General features: G+C 71.1%; 10 protein-coding genes, 1 tRNA gene and 1 rRNA gene. 1 reads left to right on the top strand and 11 read right to left on the bottom strand.

Going from position 1 to position 17,423, the window contains the following annotated elements; translation table 11 throughout:
- Window positions 1–242 precede the first annotated feature (242 nt).
- From ACZ4UB_RS22240 to ACZ4UB_RS22205, 8 genes are all read right to left on the bottom strand, one after another.
- Window positions 243–623, bottom strand: a complete 381-nt coding sequence (locus ACZ4UB_RS22240) for a helix-turn-helix domain-containing protein (protein ID WP_354381340.1) — start codon at window positions 621–623, stop codon at window positions 243–245.
- Window positions 624–732: 109 nt separating this feature from the next.
- Entirely contained in the window at window positions 733–1,281 is a 549-nt protein-coding gene (locus ACZ4UB_RS22235; RefSeq protein WP_468072473.1) for a CinA family protein, read from the bottom strand.
- Window positions 1,278–1,934, bottom strand: a complete 657-nt coding sequence (gene pgsA, locus ACZ4UB_RS22230) for a CDP-diacylglycerol--glycerol-3-phosphate 3-phosphatidyltransferase (RefSeq protein WP_354381339.1) — start codon at window positions 1,932–1,934, stop codon at window positions 1,278–1,280. Before pgsA ends, ACZ4UB_RS22235 begins: the two co-directional genes overlap by 4 nt.
- Complete coding sequence (gene rimO / locus ACZ4UB_RS22225) at window positions 1,931–3,448, bottom strand: 30S ribosomal protein S12 methylthiotransferase RimO (protein ID WP_468072471.1); 1,518 nt, start codon at window positions 3,446–3,448, stop codon at window positions 1,931–1,933. The genes pgsA and rimO overlap by 4 nt, the downstream gene beginning before the upstream one ends.
- Before the next feature lie 125 nt (window positions 3,449–3,573).
- The gene (locus tag ACZ4UB_RS22220) at window positions 3,574–4,464 is read right to left on the bottom strand and encodes a helix-turn-helix domain-containing protein (RefSeq protein ID WP_468072469.1); all 891 of its coding nucleotides are present in this window, start codon (window positions 4,462–4,464) and stop codon (window positions 3,574–3,576) included.
- Between the two features lie 226 nt (window positions 4,465–4,690).
- Entirely contained in the window at window positions 4,691–7,513 is a 2,823-nt protein-coding gene (locus tag ACZ4UB_RS22215) for a DNA translocase FtsK (protein ID WP_468072467.1), read from the bottom strand.
- A 153-nt stretch (window positions 7,514–7,666) separates the two neighbouring features.
- Complete coding sequence (locus tag ACZ4UB_RS22210; protein ID WP_354381335.1) at window positions 7,667–8,347, bottom strand: response regulator; 681 nt, start codon at window positions 8,345–8,347, stop codon at window positions 7,667–7,669.
- Between the two features lie 274 nt (window positions 8,348–8,621).
- The gene (locus ACZ4UB_RS22205) at window positions 8,622–14,153 is read right to left on the bottom strand and encodes a hybrid sensor histidine kinase/response regulator (protein WP_468072465.1); all 5,532 of its coding nucleotides are present in this window, start codon (window positions 14,151–14,153) and stop codon (window positions 8,622–8,624) included.
- 188 nt (window positions 14,154–14,341) lie between these two features.
- On the opposite strand from ACZ4UB_RS22205, the gene ACZ4UB_RS22200 reads away from it, so the two are divergent.
- A complete protein-coding gene (locus tag ACZ4UB_RS22200; RefSeq protein WP_468072645.1) occupies window positions 14,342–16,900 on the top strand; it encodes a SpoIIE family protein phosphatase in 2,559 nt (852 codons plus the stop codon).
- A gap of 25 nt (window positions 16,901–16,925) precedes the next feature.
- Here the strand turns inward: ACZ4UB_RS22200 and ACZ4UB_RS22195 are convergent, their stop codons facing one another.
- From ACZ4UB_RS22195 to rrf, 3 genes are all read right to left on the bottom strand, one after another.
- Window positions 16,926–17,126 (bottom strand): hypothetical protein, encoded by a 201-nt coding sequence (locus ACZ4UB_RS22195; RefSeq protein ID WP_468072464.1) that lies wholly within the window; start codon window positions 17,124–17,126, stop codon window positions 16,926–16,928.
- Window positions 17,127–17,249: 123 nt separating this feature from the next.
- A tRNA-Thr gene (locus ACZ4UB_RS22190) sits at window positions 17,250–17,325 on the bottom strand.
- A gap of 5 nt (window positions 17,326–17,330) precedes the next feature.
- Window positions 17,331–17,423: ribosomal RNA gene (gene rrf / locus ACZ4UB_RS22185) — 5S ribosomal RNA — on the bottom strand; the annotation flags it as partial.

The following is a 17,423-nucleotide window of genomic DNA, read 5'->3' as shown; positions in this document are numbered from 1 at the left end:
GAGGGCTTTTCCTCCACCCTTCCCCCACAGAGAAGGGGGGGGGGGGGGGGGGGTGTTTTCTCCCCCCCCCCCCCCCCCACCCTTCCCCCCCCCCCCCCCCCCCCCCTCCCCCCCCCCCCCCCACCCCCCCCCCCCCCCGCCCCCCCCCCCCCCCCCCCCCGCGACGGTCCGGAGCGACCGGGAGCCCCGGCCGGCGCTTTCACACGCCGACCGGGGCTCCGGTCACACTCACGCTCTTGCGATCAAGCGGCGACGACATTCACCGCTTCCACGGGCGACTTGATGGTCACCCGCTCCGGCGGTCCACCCGTGACCGAGGCCACGGAGACCGAATTGAGCATCGGGCGCACCGGTACCGGGACCGGTTCGCTCGCGGCCGACTGCGCGAGTTCGGCGAGCGACAGTTCGTCGCTCACTTCGCGCATCAGCTCGGACATCCGTACGTCCAACGCGTCGCAGATCGCGGAGAGCAGCTCGGAGGATGCCTCCTTCTGCCCCCGCTCCACCTCGGAGAGATAGCCGAGCGAAACTCGGGCGGACGAGGAGACTTCGCGCAGAGTACGGCCCTGGCGCTGGCGCTGCCGACGCAGCACGTCACCCAGCAGGCGACGGAGCAGAATCATCGGTGGCTCCCTCCTCTGACCGTGTAGCCGTAACCTTCACGCCCCACCGTACCGCCTCGCGCGGCGGCCGTGCGGGGAGCGATGTCGTGTTCACTCAGGGCTGCAAACATCAAATCCCCCCGTTCCGTTCCGTGTCCTGCCTTCGCAGATTCTCGCGGAGTTCGCTCGAGAGAAGTTCGAGCACTGTCCGTACACTCTCCCTACGGATTTCCGCGCGCGAGCCGTTCAACCGCAGCCGGGCCGATTTCCTGCCCGCAGGTCCCGCGACGGCGATGAAAACCGTCCCCACGGGCTGCCCGTCCTGCGGCTCCGGACCGGCCACCCCGGTGGTCGAAACGCCCCACGAAGCGTCCAACACGCGCCGCACTCCGGCCGCCATCTCCTCCGCGACCTGCGCGTTCACCGCTCCGTGTGCCTCCAGGAGCGCCGCGTCGACGCCGAGCACCCGCTGCTTGACCTCCGTCGCGTACGCCGTGACCGAGCCGCGGAAGGACCGCGAGGCCCCGGGGATCGACGTCAGCTCGGCGGCGACCAGTCCGCCCGTGAGGGACTCCGCGACGGCGACCGTCTGGTCACTCTCCGCGAGCAGGTCCAGGACGTACGCGGCCGCGGCGCGGCCCTCGGGTGACCGTTCGGACTCCGTCGTCCCGTGCGTCACCTCGCGGCCCGCTCCGCGGCGATGCCCGCCCGGCGCAGCACGACGGCCTGGCGGATGTAGTCCAAACCCGTGACGACTGTGAGAAGTACGGCCACCGCCATGACCCAGAACCTCAAGGTCGCCAGCGGCCCGGTCAGCGCCAGCACGTACATGCCGACCGCCGTGCCCTGGGCGAGGGTCTTCATCTTCCCGCCCCGGCTCGCTGGGATCACCCCGTAGCGGATCACCCAGAACCGCAGGAGCGTGATCCCCAGCTCCCGGCCCAGGATCACCCCGGTGACCCACCAGGGCAGGTCGCCGAGCCAGGACAGACACACCAAAGCCGACCCCATGATCGCCTTGTCGGCGATGGGGTCGGCGATCTTCCCGAAATCGGTGACCAGGTTGTAGGTCCGGGCCAGGTGCCCGTCGAAGATGTCGGTGATCATGGCGACGGCGAACGCCGCCCACGCCAACGCCCGCCAGACGGGGTCGTAGCCCCCGTCGGCGAGCAGCAGCAGGACGAATCCCGGCACGAGCACGAGCCGGATCATCGTCAGGATGTTGGCGATGTTCCACAGGCTGGCCTGGTTGACGGCCGCGGCCCCCAGCTTCGCGCCGGGCGCGGGCCGACGGCCTGTCCCGCCCGCCGCGGGTGCGGGGACTCCGGTCATCCGGCCGCCTCCTCAAGATCCCCGAAGTCGGCTCCGAGGGGCTCGGCCACCAGGTCCACGCCCAGCGTGCCGACCACCTTGGCCGTGACGATGCGCCCCGGGACCAGACCGGCGCCGTCCGTGAAGACGACCTGGCCGTCGGTCTCGGGCGCCTGGTGCGCGGCGCGCCCGTAGGCACCCGCGGCGTCACCGTCCTCGTCGTACCCGCCGTCGACCGCGACGACCGTCTCGACGAGTACCTCCAGGGTCTCCCCGATCCGCTCCTCCGCGCGCTGCGAGGTCAGCTCCTCGGCGAGCCGCTGCATGTGCGCGAGCCGCTCGGCGATGGTGTCCTCGTCCAGCTTGTTCTCGTAGGTGACGGCCTCGGTGCCGTCCTCGTCCGAGTAGCCGAAGACGCCGATGGCGTCGAGGCGGGCGTGGGTGAGGAAACGCTCCAGCTCGGCGAAGTCCGATTCCTTCTCGCCGGGGAAGCCGACGATGAAGTTGGACCGCACGCCGGCGGTGGGCGCCTTGCCGCGGATGGTGTCGAGCAGTTCCAGGAACCGGTCGGTGTCACCGAAGCGGCGCATGGAGCGCAGCACGTCCGGGGCGGAGTGCTGGAAGGACAGGTCGAAGTACGGCACGACCTTGGGGGTCGAGGTCAGTACGTCGATCAGGCCGGGCCGCATCTCGGCGGGCTGGAGGTAGCTCACGCGGACGCGCTCGATGCCGTCCACCTCGGCCAGCTCGGGCAGCAGGGTCTCCAGCAGGCGGATGTCGCCCAGGTCCTTGCCGTACGAGGTGTTGTTCTCGGAGACCAGCATGATCTCCTTGACGCCCTGCTCCGCGAGCCAGCGCGTCTCGCCGAGCACGTCACTGGGACGGCGCGAGATGAAGGAGCCGCGGAAGGACGGGATGGCGCAGAAGGAGCAGCGCCGGTCGCAGCCGGACGCGAGCTTGACGGAGGCGACGGGGCTGTTGCCCAGGCGGCGGCGCAGGGGCGCGCGCGGCCCGGAGGCGGGCGCGAGGCCGTCGGGCAGGTCCGAGGGCGCCTCGGCGACCGGCTCCTGCGCGTGGCCGGGCAGGGCGACCTCGGCCTCCTGGCGGGCGGCCGGGCTGATCGGCAGCAGCTTGCGCCGGTCGCGCGGGGTGTGGGAGGCGTGGATGCCCCCGTTGAGGATCGTCTGGAGGCGGTCGGAGATGTCGGCGTAGTCGTCGAAACCGAGGACTCCGTCGGCTTCGGGGAGCGCTTCGGCGAGTTCCTTGCCGTAGCGCTCGGCCATACAGCCGACGGCGACGACGGCCTGGGTCTTGCCGTGATCCTTGAGATCGTTGGCTTCCAGGAGGGCGTCTACGGAGTCCTTCTTGGCGGCTTCGACGAAGCCACAGGTGTTGACGACGGCTACGTCCGCATCGGCGGCGTCCTCGACGAGCTCCCAGCCATCCGCCGCCAAGCGGCCTGCGAGCTCCTCCGAGTCCACCTCGTTACGGGCGCAGCCAAGAGTGACAAGGGCGACGGTACGGCGTTCGGGCATGGACTCAAGACTACTTTGTCTCGGCACCGGCCCCCGCCCCCGTCCGCCGCAGCGCCCCGGACGGCGAGAACCCCGGGGCGCGCGTGCACGCCCCGGGGTCCGCCGGGAGGGGGTGGAACGGCCGGTCAGCCCGCCTGCGCGGGGCCCTGGCGCTGATCGTCCTTGGTGTAGGTGAGGCGCTCGACCTGGCCCGATTCGAAGCTGCCCTTGATCTCCTTGCCGTTCACGAAGAGCTGGACGGCCCCGGCGTCGCCGAGCACGAGATCGATGGACTGCTTGTCGGTGAAGGTCTTGGTGTCACCCGGCTGGAGGGTTCCGTCGAAGAGCAGGCGACCGCTGTGGTCCTTCGCGGAGATCCAGCTCTCGCCGGTGCTGGCCGTCAGGACGACCGTGACCAGGTCCTTCGGGGCGGCCGCGATGGCGCTGTCCGAGGGCTCGGGCTTGGGTGCCTGCGGGGTCTGCGGGGGCGCGGCCGGTTTGGCCGGCTTGGCGCCGGGCTGCTTGGGTGCGGGCTGCGGGGAGGCGGAACCTTCCGCCACCGGCCGCTTGGTGTCGTCGTCGCCGCCCTTGAGGGCGGTGAAGCCGACGAATCCGATCACGGCGACGATCGCCGCGACCATGGCGGCGGTCCAGTTGGGCCGCTGCCGCTCCGGACGGATCCGTTCGGCCTCGAACATCGGGGCGGCGGGGGTCGGCGCCGGGCGACCCCCGTGGGCGGCGTCGTAGCTCTCGACCAGGGGTTCGGGATCGAGGTGCACGGCGCGGGCGAGCGTACGGATGTGGCCGCGGGCGTAGACGTCGCCGCCGCAGCGCGTGAAGTCGTCCTGCTCGATCGCGTGCACGATCGGGATGCGCACGCGGGTGGTGGAACTGACCTCATCGACGGTGAGCCCGGCGGCGATCCGGGCCTGCTGGAGGGCCGTCCCGATGGACGGACCGGCGGCGGGCCGCTCGACGATCACGTCGTCGGTCGAAGGCCGGTCATCTTCGGGGGACTTGGAGTTGCCGATGGACACGGGGGCGCCTTTCGAGCGTGTAGCCACCTGCTGGATGTCCAGTCTAGGGGGGTGACGAAAGGGTGGAGCAACCGGAGGGTGACCTCCGTACGCCATCCGAATGGCATTGGTGCTCACCCGCCGCGTCCGTGCGGATCCACGGCCCGCGGGCGCGCGGCGCCACCCCTTTCCTCAACTTGACGAGCGACCAAGGGAAACGGTTGCCCCGGGATTCTTTACGACCGGGTCACGGTCCGGTCTCTCCCCGGATGACCGCGAGGACCCCGTCCAACTCGTCCGCTTTGAGCATCACGTCGCGCGCCTTGGAGCCCTCGCTGGGCCCGACGATGCCGCGCGATTCCATGAGGTCCATCAACCGCCCGGCCTTGGCGAAGCCCACCCGGAGCTTGCGCTGGAGCATGGAGGTGGAGCCGAACTGCGTGGTGACGACCAGTTCGGCGGCCTGGCACAGCAGGTCGAGGTCGTCGCCGATCTCCTCGTCGATCTCCTTCTTCTGCTTCTGCCCGACCGTGACGTCGTCCCGGAAGACCGGCGCCATCTGGTCCTTGCAGTGCTGGACGATCCCCTGGATCTCCTCCTCGGTGACGAAGGCGCCCTGGAGCCGGGTGGGCTTGTTCGCCCCCATCGGCAGGAACAGCCCGTCACCCTTTCCGATGAGCTTCTCGGCGCCGGGCTGGTCGAGGATGACCCGGCTGTCCGCGAGCGAGGAGGTCGCGAAGGCGAGCCGCGAGGGCACGTTCGCCTTGATCAGGCCGGTCACCACGTCCACCGACGGGCGCTGGGTCGCCAGCACCAGGTGGATGCCGGCCGCGCGGGCCAGCTGGGTGATGCGGACGATCGAGTCCTCCACGTCGCGCGGGGCGACCATCATCAGGTCGGCGAGCTCGTCGACGATCACCAGCAGGTACGGGTAGGGGCTCAGCTCCCGCTCGCTGCCCGGAGGCAGTTTGATCTTGCCGTCGCGGATGGCCTTGTTGAAGTCGTCGATGTGCCGGTAGCCGAAGGCGGCCAGGTCGTCGTAGCGCAGGTCCATCTCGCGCACGACCCACTGGAGGGCCTCGGCGGCCCGCTTCGGGTTGGTGATGATCGGCGTGATCAGGTGCGGGATGCCCTCGTAGGCCGTCAGCTCGACCCGCTTGGGGTCGACCAGCACCATCCGGACGTCCTCGGGGGTCGCCCGCACCATCACCGAGGTGATCAGGCAGTTGATGCAGGAGGACTTTCCGGAGCCGGTGGCGCCGGCGACCAGCACGTGCGGCATCTTCGCGAGGTTGGCCATGACGTAGCCGCCCTCGACGTCCTTTCCGAGCGCGACGAGCATCGGGTGGTCGTCCTCCGCCGCGTCCGCCAGGCGCAGGACGTCGCCGAGGTTGACCATCTCGCGGTCGGTGTTCGGGATCTCGATGCCGACCGCCGACTTGCCCGGGATCGGGCTGATGATCCGCACGTCGGGCGAGGCCACGGCGTAGGCGATGTTCTTGGCCAGCGCCGTGATGCGCTCGACCTTGACCGCCGGGCCCAGCTCCACCTCGTAGCGGGTCACCGTCGGCCCCCGGGTGAAGCCGGTGACCTTCGCGTCGACCTTGAACTCCATGAAGACGTTGCTCAGCGAGGCGACCACCGCGTCGTTCGCGGCGCTGCGGGTCTTTCCGGGGCCGCCGCGCTCCAGCAGGTCGAGCGAGGGCAGCGAGTACGTGATGTCCCCGCGCAGCTGGAGCTGCTCGGCGCGCGGCGGCAGCGCCTGGGTCTGCGGCGGGGTCTTGGTCAGATCGGGCACGCCGACCGGGCCGGCCGCCGCCGGGACCGGCGGGGCGGCGGGGGCGGGCGGGGCCGCGGGGGCGGGCGGGAGCGACGAGGTGGTCGGGCTGGACGGGGCCGCCGGCGCCGCGGCCCGCTGCTCGCCGCGCTCCTCCCGCGCGGTGGGCACCGGCGCGGTGACCTCGGCGCCCTCGTGCGCGGGCGTGACCCCGTGGGTCAGGTCGGCGACCAGCGGGGAGGGCGGCATGCCGCCGTACACCGCCCCGTCCAGGGCCGCCGCCGCGGCCGCGGCGACGTCCACCGCGTCCATCTCGCGGTCCATGGCGGGGCGCCCCGGCGCCCGCCGGGGCCGGCGCCGGCGGGCGGCGAGCGCCTCCTCCTCCGCCGAGTCCGCGGGGGTGGTCGGGTCCGGCGCGGGGGCGCCCTGCCCGTTGGCCCGCCAGCGCTCGGGGTCGTGACGCTCGCCCTCCTGCTCGGCGTACGCCCGGTCGTACTCGTTGGGCGCGATCACGCCGAGCCGGATCCCCAGGCGGCGCAGCCGCTGCGGGATGGCGTTGACGGGGGTCGCGGTGACCACCAGCAGCCCGAAGACGGTGAGCAGCACCAGCAGCGGCACCGCCAGCGGCGCTCCCATGGTGAAGATCAGCGGCTTGGAGGCGCCCCAGCCGATCAGGCCGCCCGCGTTCTGCATGGCGGTGGTGCCCTCGTCCCGGCCGGGCGCGCCGCAGGCGATGTGGACCAGGCCGAGGACGCCGATGACCAGGGCGGTCAGCCCGATGCCGATCCGGCCGTTGGCGTCGCTCTGCTCGGGGTGGCGGATGAAGCGCACCGCCATGACCCCGAGCAGGATCGGCACCAGCAGGTCGAGCCGCCCGAAGGCCCCGGTGATCAGCATCGTGACCAGATCCCCGACGGGACCGCTCAGATTCGACCAGGTTCCGGCGGCGACGATCAGCGCGAGGGCGAGCAGGAGCAGCCCGACGCCGTCCTTGCGGTGGGCGGGGTCGAGGTTCTTCGCCCCGCGGCCCATGCCGCGGAAGACCGCGCCGACGGCGTGCGCGAGGCCGAGCCACAGGGCGCGCACCAACCGCACCACGCCCCCGGTCGGGGACGGTGCGGGTTTGGGCGCGACCTTGCGGACCGGGGCGCGCTTGGCGCCCGCGGCCTTCTTCGCGGGCGGCTTGCCCGCGGGCTGCGCAGCCTTCTTCGCCGGCGCCGTCGTACGGCCGGTGCGGGCCTTCGCGGCACCCGCGGCGCTCTGGGAACCCTTGCCGGACGTACGTGAGGCCATGGGCCCGAGGTTACCGGTGCGCGTGCCGGTGGACACGCGTGCCCACCCCTTCACCCGTTCGTGTCGGAACTCCGGTGCGTCATTTGACGTACGCCCGGAGCTGACGCGCCCTCAATGCCCGGCCCCGCGCAGGGGACCGGGCGGGCCGCTCGCTCAGGCCTGCGCGGGAAGCATCGGCTGGCCGCCGCCGGTGCCCGGCTCCAGCGCGTCCAGGGCCCGCCGCAAACCGGTCAGTTTCCGCTCCAGATGGGCCGCGGTCGCGACCACCGCCGGATCGGCCGCTTCCTCGCCGAGCTGCTTGGTGAGCGCCTCGGCCTGCTCCTCGACCGCCGCGAGCCGGGCGGACAGCTCGGCCAGCAGGCCCGCCGTCTCCTTGCCCTCGACACCGCTGGACCCGCCGCCCTCCAGCTGGAGCCGCAGCAGCGAAGCCTGCTCCCGCAGCTGGCAGTTCTTCGTGTACAGCTCGACGAAGACCGAGACCTTGGCCCGCAGCACCCACGGGTCGAAGGGCTTGGAGATGTAGTCCACCGCGCCGGCGGCGTAGCCGCGGAACGTGTGGTGCGGACCGTGGTTGATCGCGGTGAGGAAGATGATCGGGATGTCCCGGGTCCGCTCCCGCCGCTTGATGTGCGCGGCGGTCTCGAAACCGTCCATCCCGGGCATCTGCACGTCCAGCAGGATGACCGCGAAATCGTCCGTCAGCAGCGCCTTGAGCGCTTCCTCCCCCGACGACGCCCTGACCAGTGTCTGATCGAGCGCGGAGAGGATGGCCTCCAGCGCCAGCAGATTCTCCGGCCGGTCGTCGACCAGGAGGATCTTGGCCTTCTGCACCATGCCCTGTCCTCCTCGCCCCGGCATGGGGCCTCCCCGGCTCCTGGCCACAGCGCTCGGCCCGGGTCCCGCCCCTGCGGGCGGCTTCCGTGCGCCGTCCGTCCTTGTGCCGGTCATCGTAGCCCCAGTCCCGAGATCGCCACACCCTGTCACCAAGATGTCACTGTGCACGAAGCAGAAACGGTGTGGGGGAGCAGAAGGTTCCCCGTATATCGCCCTCCCACACCGATGTGGACACACTGAGTCAGCAATTGGTATCTCTTCGCCGCTCCGTTGATCACTTTCCGCGCATCCACTGCTCCATCACCGACAACAGGAAGTCGGGATCGACGGGCTTGGTGACATAGTCGGAAGCCCCGGAGTCGATCGCCTTCTCCCGGTCGCCCTTCATCGCCTTCGCCGTCAGCGCGATGATCGGCAGCCCCGCGAACTGCGGCATCCGCCGGATCGCCGACGTCGTCGCGTAGCCGTCCATCTCCGGCATCATGATGTCCATCAGAACGACCGTCACGTCGTCGTGCTGCTCCAGCACTTCGATGCCCTCGCGCCCGTTCTCCGCGTACAGCACCGCCAGTCCGTGCTGCTCCAGCACGCTGGTCAGGGCGAAGACGTTGCGGACGTCGTCGTCGACGATGAGCACCTTCTCGCCGTGGAAGTCGTACGTCCGGGGCACGACCGGAAGGTCGTCCTCCGCGCCACCCCAGTCGTCCTCGTACCCCTGCGCGCCGTTCTGCGCGCCCGGCTCGCCCATCGCCTTGCGGCGGCGCCGGAAGAGCGTCACCCCGCCGTGCCCCTGCCCCCCGGCCTGCGCGACGCCCCCCGGCGCGCCCACGGGCAGCGCCGCGGGGGGCCGCACGGGCGCCGCCGCCGCGGCCATCGGCGCCGCGGGCGGCGAAACCGGCACCGGCAGCACCGGGGCCACCTCGGCGGCCCGGCGGTAGAGGTCCCCGCGGCCACCGGGCGCGGGCTGCGCGTACCCCTGCGGCGGCAGTTCGCTCGGGTGCAGGGGCAGGTACAGCGTGAAGGTGGAGCCGCGCCCCGGCTCGCTGGCCGCGTGGATCTCGCCGCCCAACAGCCGGGCGATCTCCCGGCTGATGGAGAGCCCGAGCCCGGTGCCGCCGTACTTGCGGCTCGTCGTGCCGTCCGCCTGCTTGAACGCCTCGAAGATCACCAGCATCTTGCTGGCCGCGATCCCGATCCCCGTGTCGGTCACCGAGAAGGCGATCAGGTCCCCGTCCGCCTCGCGCAGCGAACCGGCCTCCAGCAACTGCTCCCGGATCGCCTGCGGCACGTCCGCCCCGGCGGGCCGGATCACCAGCTCCACCGCGCCGCCGTCGGTGAACTTCACCGCGTTCGACAGCAGGTTGCGCAGCACCTGCAACAGTCGCTGCTCGTCCGTGTGCAAGGTGGCCGGCAGCTCCGGCGAGACCCGCACCGAGAAGTCCAGGCCCTTCTCCGCGGTCAGCGGCCGGAAGGTGGCCTCCACGTAGTCCACGAGCTGGACCAGCGCGATCCGCGTCGGCGAGACGTCCATCTTGCCCGCCTCGACCTTCGACAGGTCCAGGATGTCGTTGATCAGCTGGAGCAGGTCCGAACCCGCCCCGTGGATGGTCTCGGCGAACTCCACCTGCTTGGGCGAGAGGTTCTCGTCCGCGTTGTCCGCGAGCAGCTTGGCCAGGATCAGCAGCGAGTTGAGCGGGGTGCGCAGCTCGTGCGACATGTTCGCCAGGAACTCCGACTTGTAGCGCATCGAGACCGCGAGCTGCTCGGCGCGCTCCTCCAGGACCTGCCGGGCCTCCTCGATCTCGGTGTTCTTCACCTCGATGTCCCGGTTCTGCTGGGCCAACAGCTCGGCCTTCTCCTCCAGTTCCGCGTTGGCGGCCTGGAGCGCCTTCTGCCGGTTCTCCAACTCGTCCGAGCGCTCGCGCAGTTGCTCGGTCATCTCCTGCGACTGCTTGAGCAGCATCTCCGTCTTGGAGTTGACGCTGATCGTGTTCACGCTCGTACCGATCATCTCGGCGATCTGGCTGAGGAAGTCCTTCTGGATCTGCGTGAACGGCTGGAAGGACGCCAGCTCGATGACGCCGAGCAGGTTCCCCTCGAACAGCACGGGCAGCACGATGACGTGCGCGGGCGGCGCTTCGCCCAGCCCCGAGGAGATCTTCAGGTAGCCGGGCGGGGTGTTCTCCACCAGGATCGTCCGCTTCTCCTCGGCGACGGTCCCGATCAACCCCTCCCCCGGCCGGAAGGACGTCGGCATCGAGCCGCCCGCGTAGGCGTAACTGCCGCGCATCCGCAGCTCGTACGGGCCGTCCTGACCGCCGTCGGCGCCCAGCTCGGTGGCCGCGCCGGACGGCAGGGCGAGGAAGAAGGCGCCGTGCTGCGCGGAGACCACCGGGGTCAGCTCGCTCATGATCAGCGAGGCCACGTCGTCCAGCTCGCGGCGGCCCTGCATGAGGGCCGAGATCCGCGCCAGGTTGCCCTTCAGCCAGTCCTGTTCCTTGTTGGCCAAGGTGGTGTCGCGCAGGTTGGCGATCATCGTGTTGATGTTGTCCTGGAGGACCTGGATCTCGCCCGCCGCGTCCACGTCGATCTTGAGGTTCAGGTCGCCGCGGGTCACCGCGGTGGCCACCGCCGCGATGGCGCGCACCTGCCGGGTGAGGTTCCCCGCCATCTCGTTCACGGATTCCGTCAGGTCCCGCCAGGTGCCGTCGACGTCCCGGACGCGGGCCTGACCGCCCAGGATCCCCTCGGTGCCCACCTCACGGGCCACCCGGGTCACCTGGTCCGCGAAGGAGGACAGCTGGTCGACCATCGTGTTGATGGTGGTCTTCAGCTCCAGGATCTCGCCCCGGGCGTCGATGTCGATCTTCTTGGTCAGGTCGCCCTTGGCGATGGCGGTCGTGACCATGGCGATCTGGCGCACCTGACCGGTGAGGTTGGAGGCCATGAAGTTCACCGAATCGGTGAGGTCCTTCCAGGTCCCCGAGACCCCGGGCACGTGCGCCTGACCGCCGAGGCGACCCTCGGTGCCCACCTCGCGGGCCACCCGGGTCACCTCGTCGGCGAAGGACGACAGCGTCTTGACCATGGTGTTGACCGTGTCCGCGAGCTGCGCGACCTCGCCGCGCGCCTCGACCGTGACCTTCTTCGTCAGATCGCCGTTGGCGACCGCCGCCGAGACCTGCGAGATGTTGCGCACCTGCGACGTCAGGTTGTTGGCCATCAGGTTGACGTTGTCGGTGAGGTCCTTCCAGATGCCGGTCACCCCGCGCACCCGGGCCTGGCCGCCGAGGATGCCCTCGGAGCCCACCTCGCGCGCCACCCGCGTCACCTGCTCGGCGAAGGAGGACAGCTGGTCGACCATCGTGTTGACGGTCGTCACCAGCTCCAGGATCTCACCCTTGGCATCGACCGTGATCTTCTTCGACAGGTCGCCCATCGCGACCGCCGTGGTCACCTCGGCGATGTTGCGGACCTGCGAGGTCAGGTTGTTCGCCATGAAGTTGACCGACTGGGTGAGGTCCTTCCAGGTGCCGGAGACCCCCTTCACCTCGGCCTGACCGCCCAGGATCCCCTCGGTACCGACCTCGCGGGCCACCCGGGTGACCTGCTCCGCGAAGTTCGAGAGCTGGTCGACCATGGTGTTGAGGGTGTTCTTCAGCTCCAGGATCTCGCCCCGGGCGTCCACGTCGATCTTCTGCGACAGGTCACCGCGCGCCACCGCCGTGGCCACCTGCGCGATGTTGCGCACCTGCGAGGTCAGGTTCCCGGCCATGCCGTTCACCGAGTCGGTCAGGTCGCGCCACACGCCGGCCACGCCGGGCACCTGCGCCTGACCGCCGAGGCGGCCCTCCGTACCCACGTCCCGGGCCACCCGGGTCACCTGCTCCGCGAAGGCGGAGAGCTGGTCGACCATCGTGTTGATGGTGTTCTTCAGCTCCAGGATCTCGCCCCGGGCGTCCACGTCGATCTTCTGCGACAGGTCACCGCGCGCCACCGCCGTCGTCACCTGGGCGATCTGGCGCACCTGGGACGTCAGGTTCCCGGCCATGAAGTTGACCGAGTCGGTCAGCTCCTTCCAGGTTCCGGACACCCCCTCCACCCGGGCCTGACCGCCGAGGCGGCCCTCCGTGCCCACGTCCCGGGCCATCCGCGTGACCTGGTCGGCGAAGGACGACAGCTGGTCCACCATCGTGTTCACGGTGTTCTTCAGCTGGAGCATCTCGCCGGAGACGTCCACGGTGACCTTCTGCGACAGGTCGCCGTTGGCCACCGCCGTCGTCACCTGCGCGATGTTGCGGACCTGGCCGGTGAGGTTGCGGAAGGCGGTGTTCACCGAATCGGTGAGGTCCTTCCACGTCCCCGCCGCACCCGGCACCTGCGCCTGCCCGCCCAGCTCGCCCTCGACGCCGACCTCGCGGGCCACCCGCGTCACCTCGGAGCCGAAGGACTGGAGCTGGTCGACCATCGTGTTGACGGTGTTCTTCAGCTCCAGCATCTCGCCGGCCACGTTCACCGTGACCTTCTGCGACAGGTCGCCGTTCGCGACCGCCGTCGTCACCTGCGCGATGTCGCGCACCTGCGTGGTGAGGTTGCGGAAGACCGTGTTCACCGAATCGGTGAGGTCCTTCCACGTCCCCGCCGCACCGGGCACCTGCGCCTGCCCGCCGAGCAGGCCCTTGGCGCCGACCTCGCTCGCCACCCGGGTGACCTCGTCCGCGAAGGTCCGCAGCGTCTCGGTCATCTGGTTGATCGTTTCGGCGAGCTGCGCCACCTCGCCGCGCGCGCTCACCGTCACCTTCTGCGACAGGTCGCCGTTGGCCACCGCGGTCGTGACCTGGGCGATCCCGCGCACCTGGGCGGTCAGGTTGCCCGCCATGGTGTTGACCGAGTCCGTCAGGTCCTTCCACACGCCCGCGACCCCGGGCACCTGCGCCTGGCCGCCCAGCTCGCCCTCGGTCCCCACCTCGCGGGCGACGCGCGTCACCTCGGAGGAGAAGGACGACAGCTGGTCCACCATCGTGTTCACGGTGTTCTTCAGCTGGAGCATCTCGCCGGCCACGTGCACGGTGACCTTGCGCGACAGGTCGCCCTTCGCCACCGCCGTCGTGACGAGCGCGATGTCGCGCACCTGGGCGGTGAGCCGGTACGCCATGGTGTTGACGGAGTCGGTCAGGTCCTTCCAGGAACCGGACATACCGCGCACCTGGGCCTGGCCGCCGAGCTTGCCCTCGGTGCCGACCTCCAGCGCCACCCGGGTCACCTCGTCGGTGAACGCCGACAGCTGGTCGACCAGGTTGTTGACCGTCCGGCCGATCTTGAGGAACTCGCCGCGCAGCGGGTGCCCGGTGCCCTCGGCCGCCTGCGTCCGCAGGTCCATCCGCTGGTCCAGGTCACCGTCGGCGACCGCCGAGAGCACCCGGCCCACCTCGGAGACCGGCCGCGCCAGGTCGTCCACCAGCTGGTTCGAGGCGTCGATCGCGGCCGCCCAGGAGCCCTCGCAGGCCCCCGTCTCCAGCCGCTCGCTCAGCTTCCCCTCGCGCCCGACCATCCGCCGGACCCGCGACAGCTCACCGGTCAGGTGGAGGTTCCGGTCGGCGACCTCGTTGTAGACGGCGGCGATCTCCGCCATCACACCGTCGCCGGACACCGTCAGCCGCTTGCGGAAGTTCCCGTCCCGCATCGACACCAAGGCCGTGAGCAGGCGGTTCAACGCCGCCGTGTCGACCTCGGTCGTACTCCCCCGCCGGGACCGTCCGCCCTTCGCACGCGCACCTGTCCTGCGCGTCGCTACGCCAGACTCCACCGTGTCCCTCCCGAAAGGGTCGACCGCACCACCGGGTCCTGACTCCACGCGACCCGGCTCTCCAAGCCTGCCCAGTGTTTCACCCCCGCCGAACCAGGCCATAACACTTCGGCACCTTCGCACACGGTCCACACCCTGTGGGGGGAATACCCGACGACCGCACCGCGCCGCCCGCGAAGGTAAGTAACCTGGGCCCCGATGTCCAACCGCGTCGGAGGAGACTTGTGATCACGGCACGGGCCGCTGCCAGCTTCGACCCCCTAGGGCGCTCGGTCGCCGCCGCCCGCGCCTTCGTCCGCGACGCCCTCCAGGGCTGGGGCTTCTCGGACATCGTCGACGACGCGGTGGTGCTCACCAGCGAGCTGGTCACCAACGCCGTGGTGCACGCCGGAACCCGCGCCGAGGTCCTGTGCCTGCGCACCGAGGACGGCGTCCGGGTCGAGGTCGCCGACCGCTATCCGGAGCGCGCCCTGCCGCTGGAGTACCCCGGGGAGCGGCCCTACGCCGACCCGGACCGCGAGAGCGGCCGCGGCCTGATGCTGTGCGCGGCCCTCGCCACCCGCTGGGGCGTCGAGTACACCGCCACCCACAAGCACGTGTGGTTCCGCCTCGACCTGCCGGACCGTCCGGTCGGTACCCGCTCCGCGGGCCCGGTCGTCCCCGACCAGCTGCTCCCGCTCGCCGACAGCCGCGTACGGGTCGCCGTCGTCCAGATCGACGCGACGGACCAGGTCACCGCCTGGAACGAGGACGCCGAGCACATCTTCGGCCACCCCGCCGAGAAGGCCATCGGCCGCCCCCTCGCCGAGCTGGCCGCCTGGCCGCAGACCCCCGGCACCGGCACCGGCATCGCCGAGGCCCTGCGCCTGTCCCGCTGGGAGGGCAGCTACGGCATCCGCGGCGCCGACGGCCGGGTCATCCCCGTCTACGCCTCCCACCTGCGCGTCCGGGACGCCCACGGCGAGCCCTCGATCGTCTGCCTGCTCGTCCACGACGACGAGCGCGCGCTGCTCCAGACCCCCGCCAGGGTCCCGGCCGACGGCGCCGCCCTCAGCGAGCCCCGCCCCGCCGACCCCTTCGAGATCTTCATCGGCTCCCCCGCCCCAGACGACCTCGACGGCCTGCTCCAGCGCACCGTGGAACGCGCCCGCGATCTCCTGGACGCCGACTCCGCCTTCCTCCTGCTGGCCACCGACGACGAGACCGAGCTGGAGGTACGGGCGACCACGGGGCTGCCCTCGACCCGCCAGCGCTTCGCCCGCGTCCCCGTGGAGGCCGGCACCAACCGGTACGGCTCGGCCCGGATGCCCGCGGTCCACGACGACCTCGCCGCCGTTCCCGGCGCCGTCCCGCTGCTCGAATCCACCGGCATGCGCTCCGCGGTCACCGTCCCGCTCAAGGTCGAGGGCCGCCTGACCGGCTCCCTCGGCATCGCCGCCGAAGGCCCGGACCGCTACTCCAACGAGGACGCCCTGCGCCTCCAGTTCGCGGCCGACCGGATCGCCCTGGCCGTCGAATCCGCCCGCCTCGGCGAGCTGGAACGGCTGCGCCGCGGCTCGCTCTCCTTCCTCGTCGAAGCCTCCGACCTGCTCGCGGGCACCCTCGACCGGGACCAGACCCTGGCCCTGATGGCCCAGATGACCGTCCCGACCCTGGCCACGTGGTGCGCCGTCTACACCATCGCCGACCAGTCCTCGGACCCGTTCCTGTCCTTCGTCCTGCACGAGGACGAGGAGCGCATCGACGACCTCAAGGTCCTGCTGTCCCGCGTCACCCCGCCCGAGGCCCTCCCCGAATCCGGTGCGTGCGTCTGGCCCGAGGCCTCCGTCGCGGTCGGCGGCGAGACCGTCGTACTGCCCCTGCGGGCCCGCAACCGGGTCATCGGCCTGCTCACCCTGGGCAAGCCCAGCGAGGACCACTTCCGCCACGAGATCCTCGAACTCGCCGAGGACCTCTCCCGCCGGGCCGCCCTCGCCCTGGACAACGCCCGGCTGTACTCCGAGCGCACCGCGATCAGCCGCTCCCTCCAGCGCAGCCTGCTGCCGCCCGGCTCACCGGCCATCCCCGGCATGGAGGTCGAGGTCATCTACCGCGCCGCCGGCGAGGGCAACGAGGTCGGCGGCGACTTCTACGACGTCTTCCCGATCCGCACCGGGGTGTACGGCTTCGCCATCGGCGACGTGTGCGGTACGGGCCCGGAGGCGGCGGCGGTCACCGGCCTCGCCCGGCACGCGCTGCGCCTGCTGGCCCGCGAGGGCCTCGGCGGCCCGGCCGTCCTGGAGCGCCTCAACGCGGCCATCCTCGACGAGGGCGCCCGCAGCCGCTTCCTCACCCTGCTCTACGGCGAACTGCACCCGCAGCCCGACGGCAGCGCCCTGATGAAGGTCGTCTGCGCGGGCCACCCGCTCCCGCTCCGGCTGCGCCCGAACGGCGAGGTCGTGCCGGCCGCGGATCCCCAGCCCCTGCTGGGCGTGATCGAGGACCTGGACCTCTACGAGCAGACCCTCACGCTGGACCCGGGAGACGTCCTGCTCTGTGTCACCGACGGCGTCACCGAACGCCGGGAGGGCACCAGGATGCTGGGCGACGACGGCCTCACCGAGGTCCTCACCACCTGTACCGGCCTCACCGCCGGCGCGGTCGCGGCCCGCGTGCTGCGCGCGGTGGAACGCTTCGCCGCGGAGCCGGCCTCGGACGACATGGCCATCCTCGCCCTCCGCGTCCCCCAGCCGCACGAGGGCGACTGAGCACGCCGTCACCCCCTCGCGGCTCCTACTTCCGGGGCAGCAGCGACACGATCATGAACGACGGGGTCGCCATCTCCCAGGACCCGGGCTCGCTGCCCCGGGCGACGCCATCGACGGCATCCTGAGCGGAGCCCGCGGCGGGCCGGGGGTCCGACGGAGAGGCGCCCTCTGCGGACAGGTCCGTCGTGGCGGCGTGGACGAGGTGTCGTATCCGTTCGATGTTCATGAGTCCCATTGCGCCCCGAACGCCGGCCCTGGTCACGACCCGAAGATTCGGGGCTTGACAGGGGGAGACGGGAACCTCCTGGAACGCAAAAAGGCCCCCGCCAATGGCGGGGGCCTTCTTTGTTGGAGCCCTTTAACGGAATCGAACCGTTGACCTTCTCCTTACCATGGAGACGCTCTACCGACTGAGCTAAAAGGGCGGGTTGTTCGGCGGCGTCCTACTCTCCCACAGGGTCCCCCCTGCAGTACCATCGGCGCTGAAAGGCTTAGCTTCCGGGTTCGAAATGTAACCGGGCGT

The organism is Streptomyces sp. NPDC028419 (assembly GCF_055565515.1).
Note: the sequence above shows the minus strand (reverse complement) of the source record. Positions and strands in the feature narration are given on the sequence as shown.

Bases quoted from the DNA above. Each gene is read 5' to 3' on its own strand.
- ACZ4UB_RS22240 (WP_354381340.1), bottom strand. From the start codon at position 623: ATGATTCTGCTCCGTCGCCTGCTGGGTGACGTGCTGCGTCGGCAGCGC.
- pgsA (WP_354381339.1), bottom strand. From the start codon at position 1,934: ATGACCGGAGTCCCCGCACCCGCGGCGGGCGGGACAGGCCGTCGGCCC.
- rimO (WP_468072471.1), bottom strand. From the start codon at position 3,448: ATGCCCGAACGCCGTACCGTCGCCCTTGTCACTCTTGGCTGCGCCCGT.
- ACZ4UB_RS22215 (WP_468072467.1), bottom strand. From the start codon at position 7,513: ATGGCCTCACGTACGTCCGGCAAGGGTTCCCAGAGCGCCGCGGGTGCC.
- ACZ4UB_RS22210 (WP_354381335.1), bottom strand. From the start codon at position 8,347: ATGGTGCAGAAGGCCAAGATCCTCCTGGTCGACGACCGGCCGGAGAAT.
- ACZ4UB_RS22195 (WP_468072464.1), bottom strand. From the start codon at position 17,126: ATGAACATCGAACGGATACGACACCTCGTCCACGCCGCCACGACGGAC.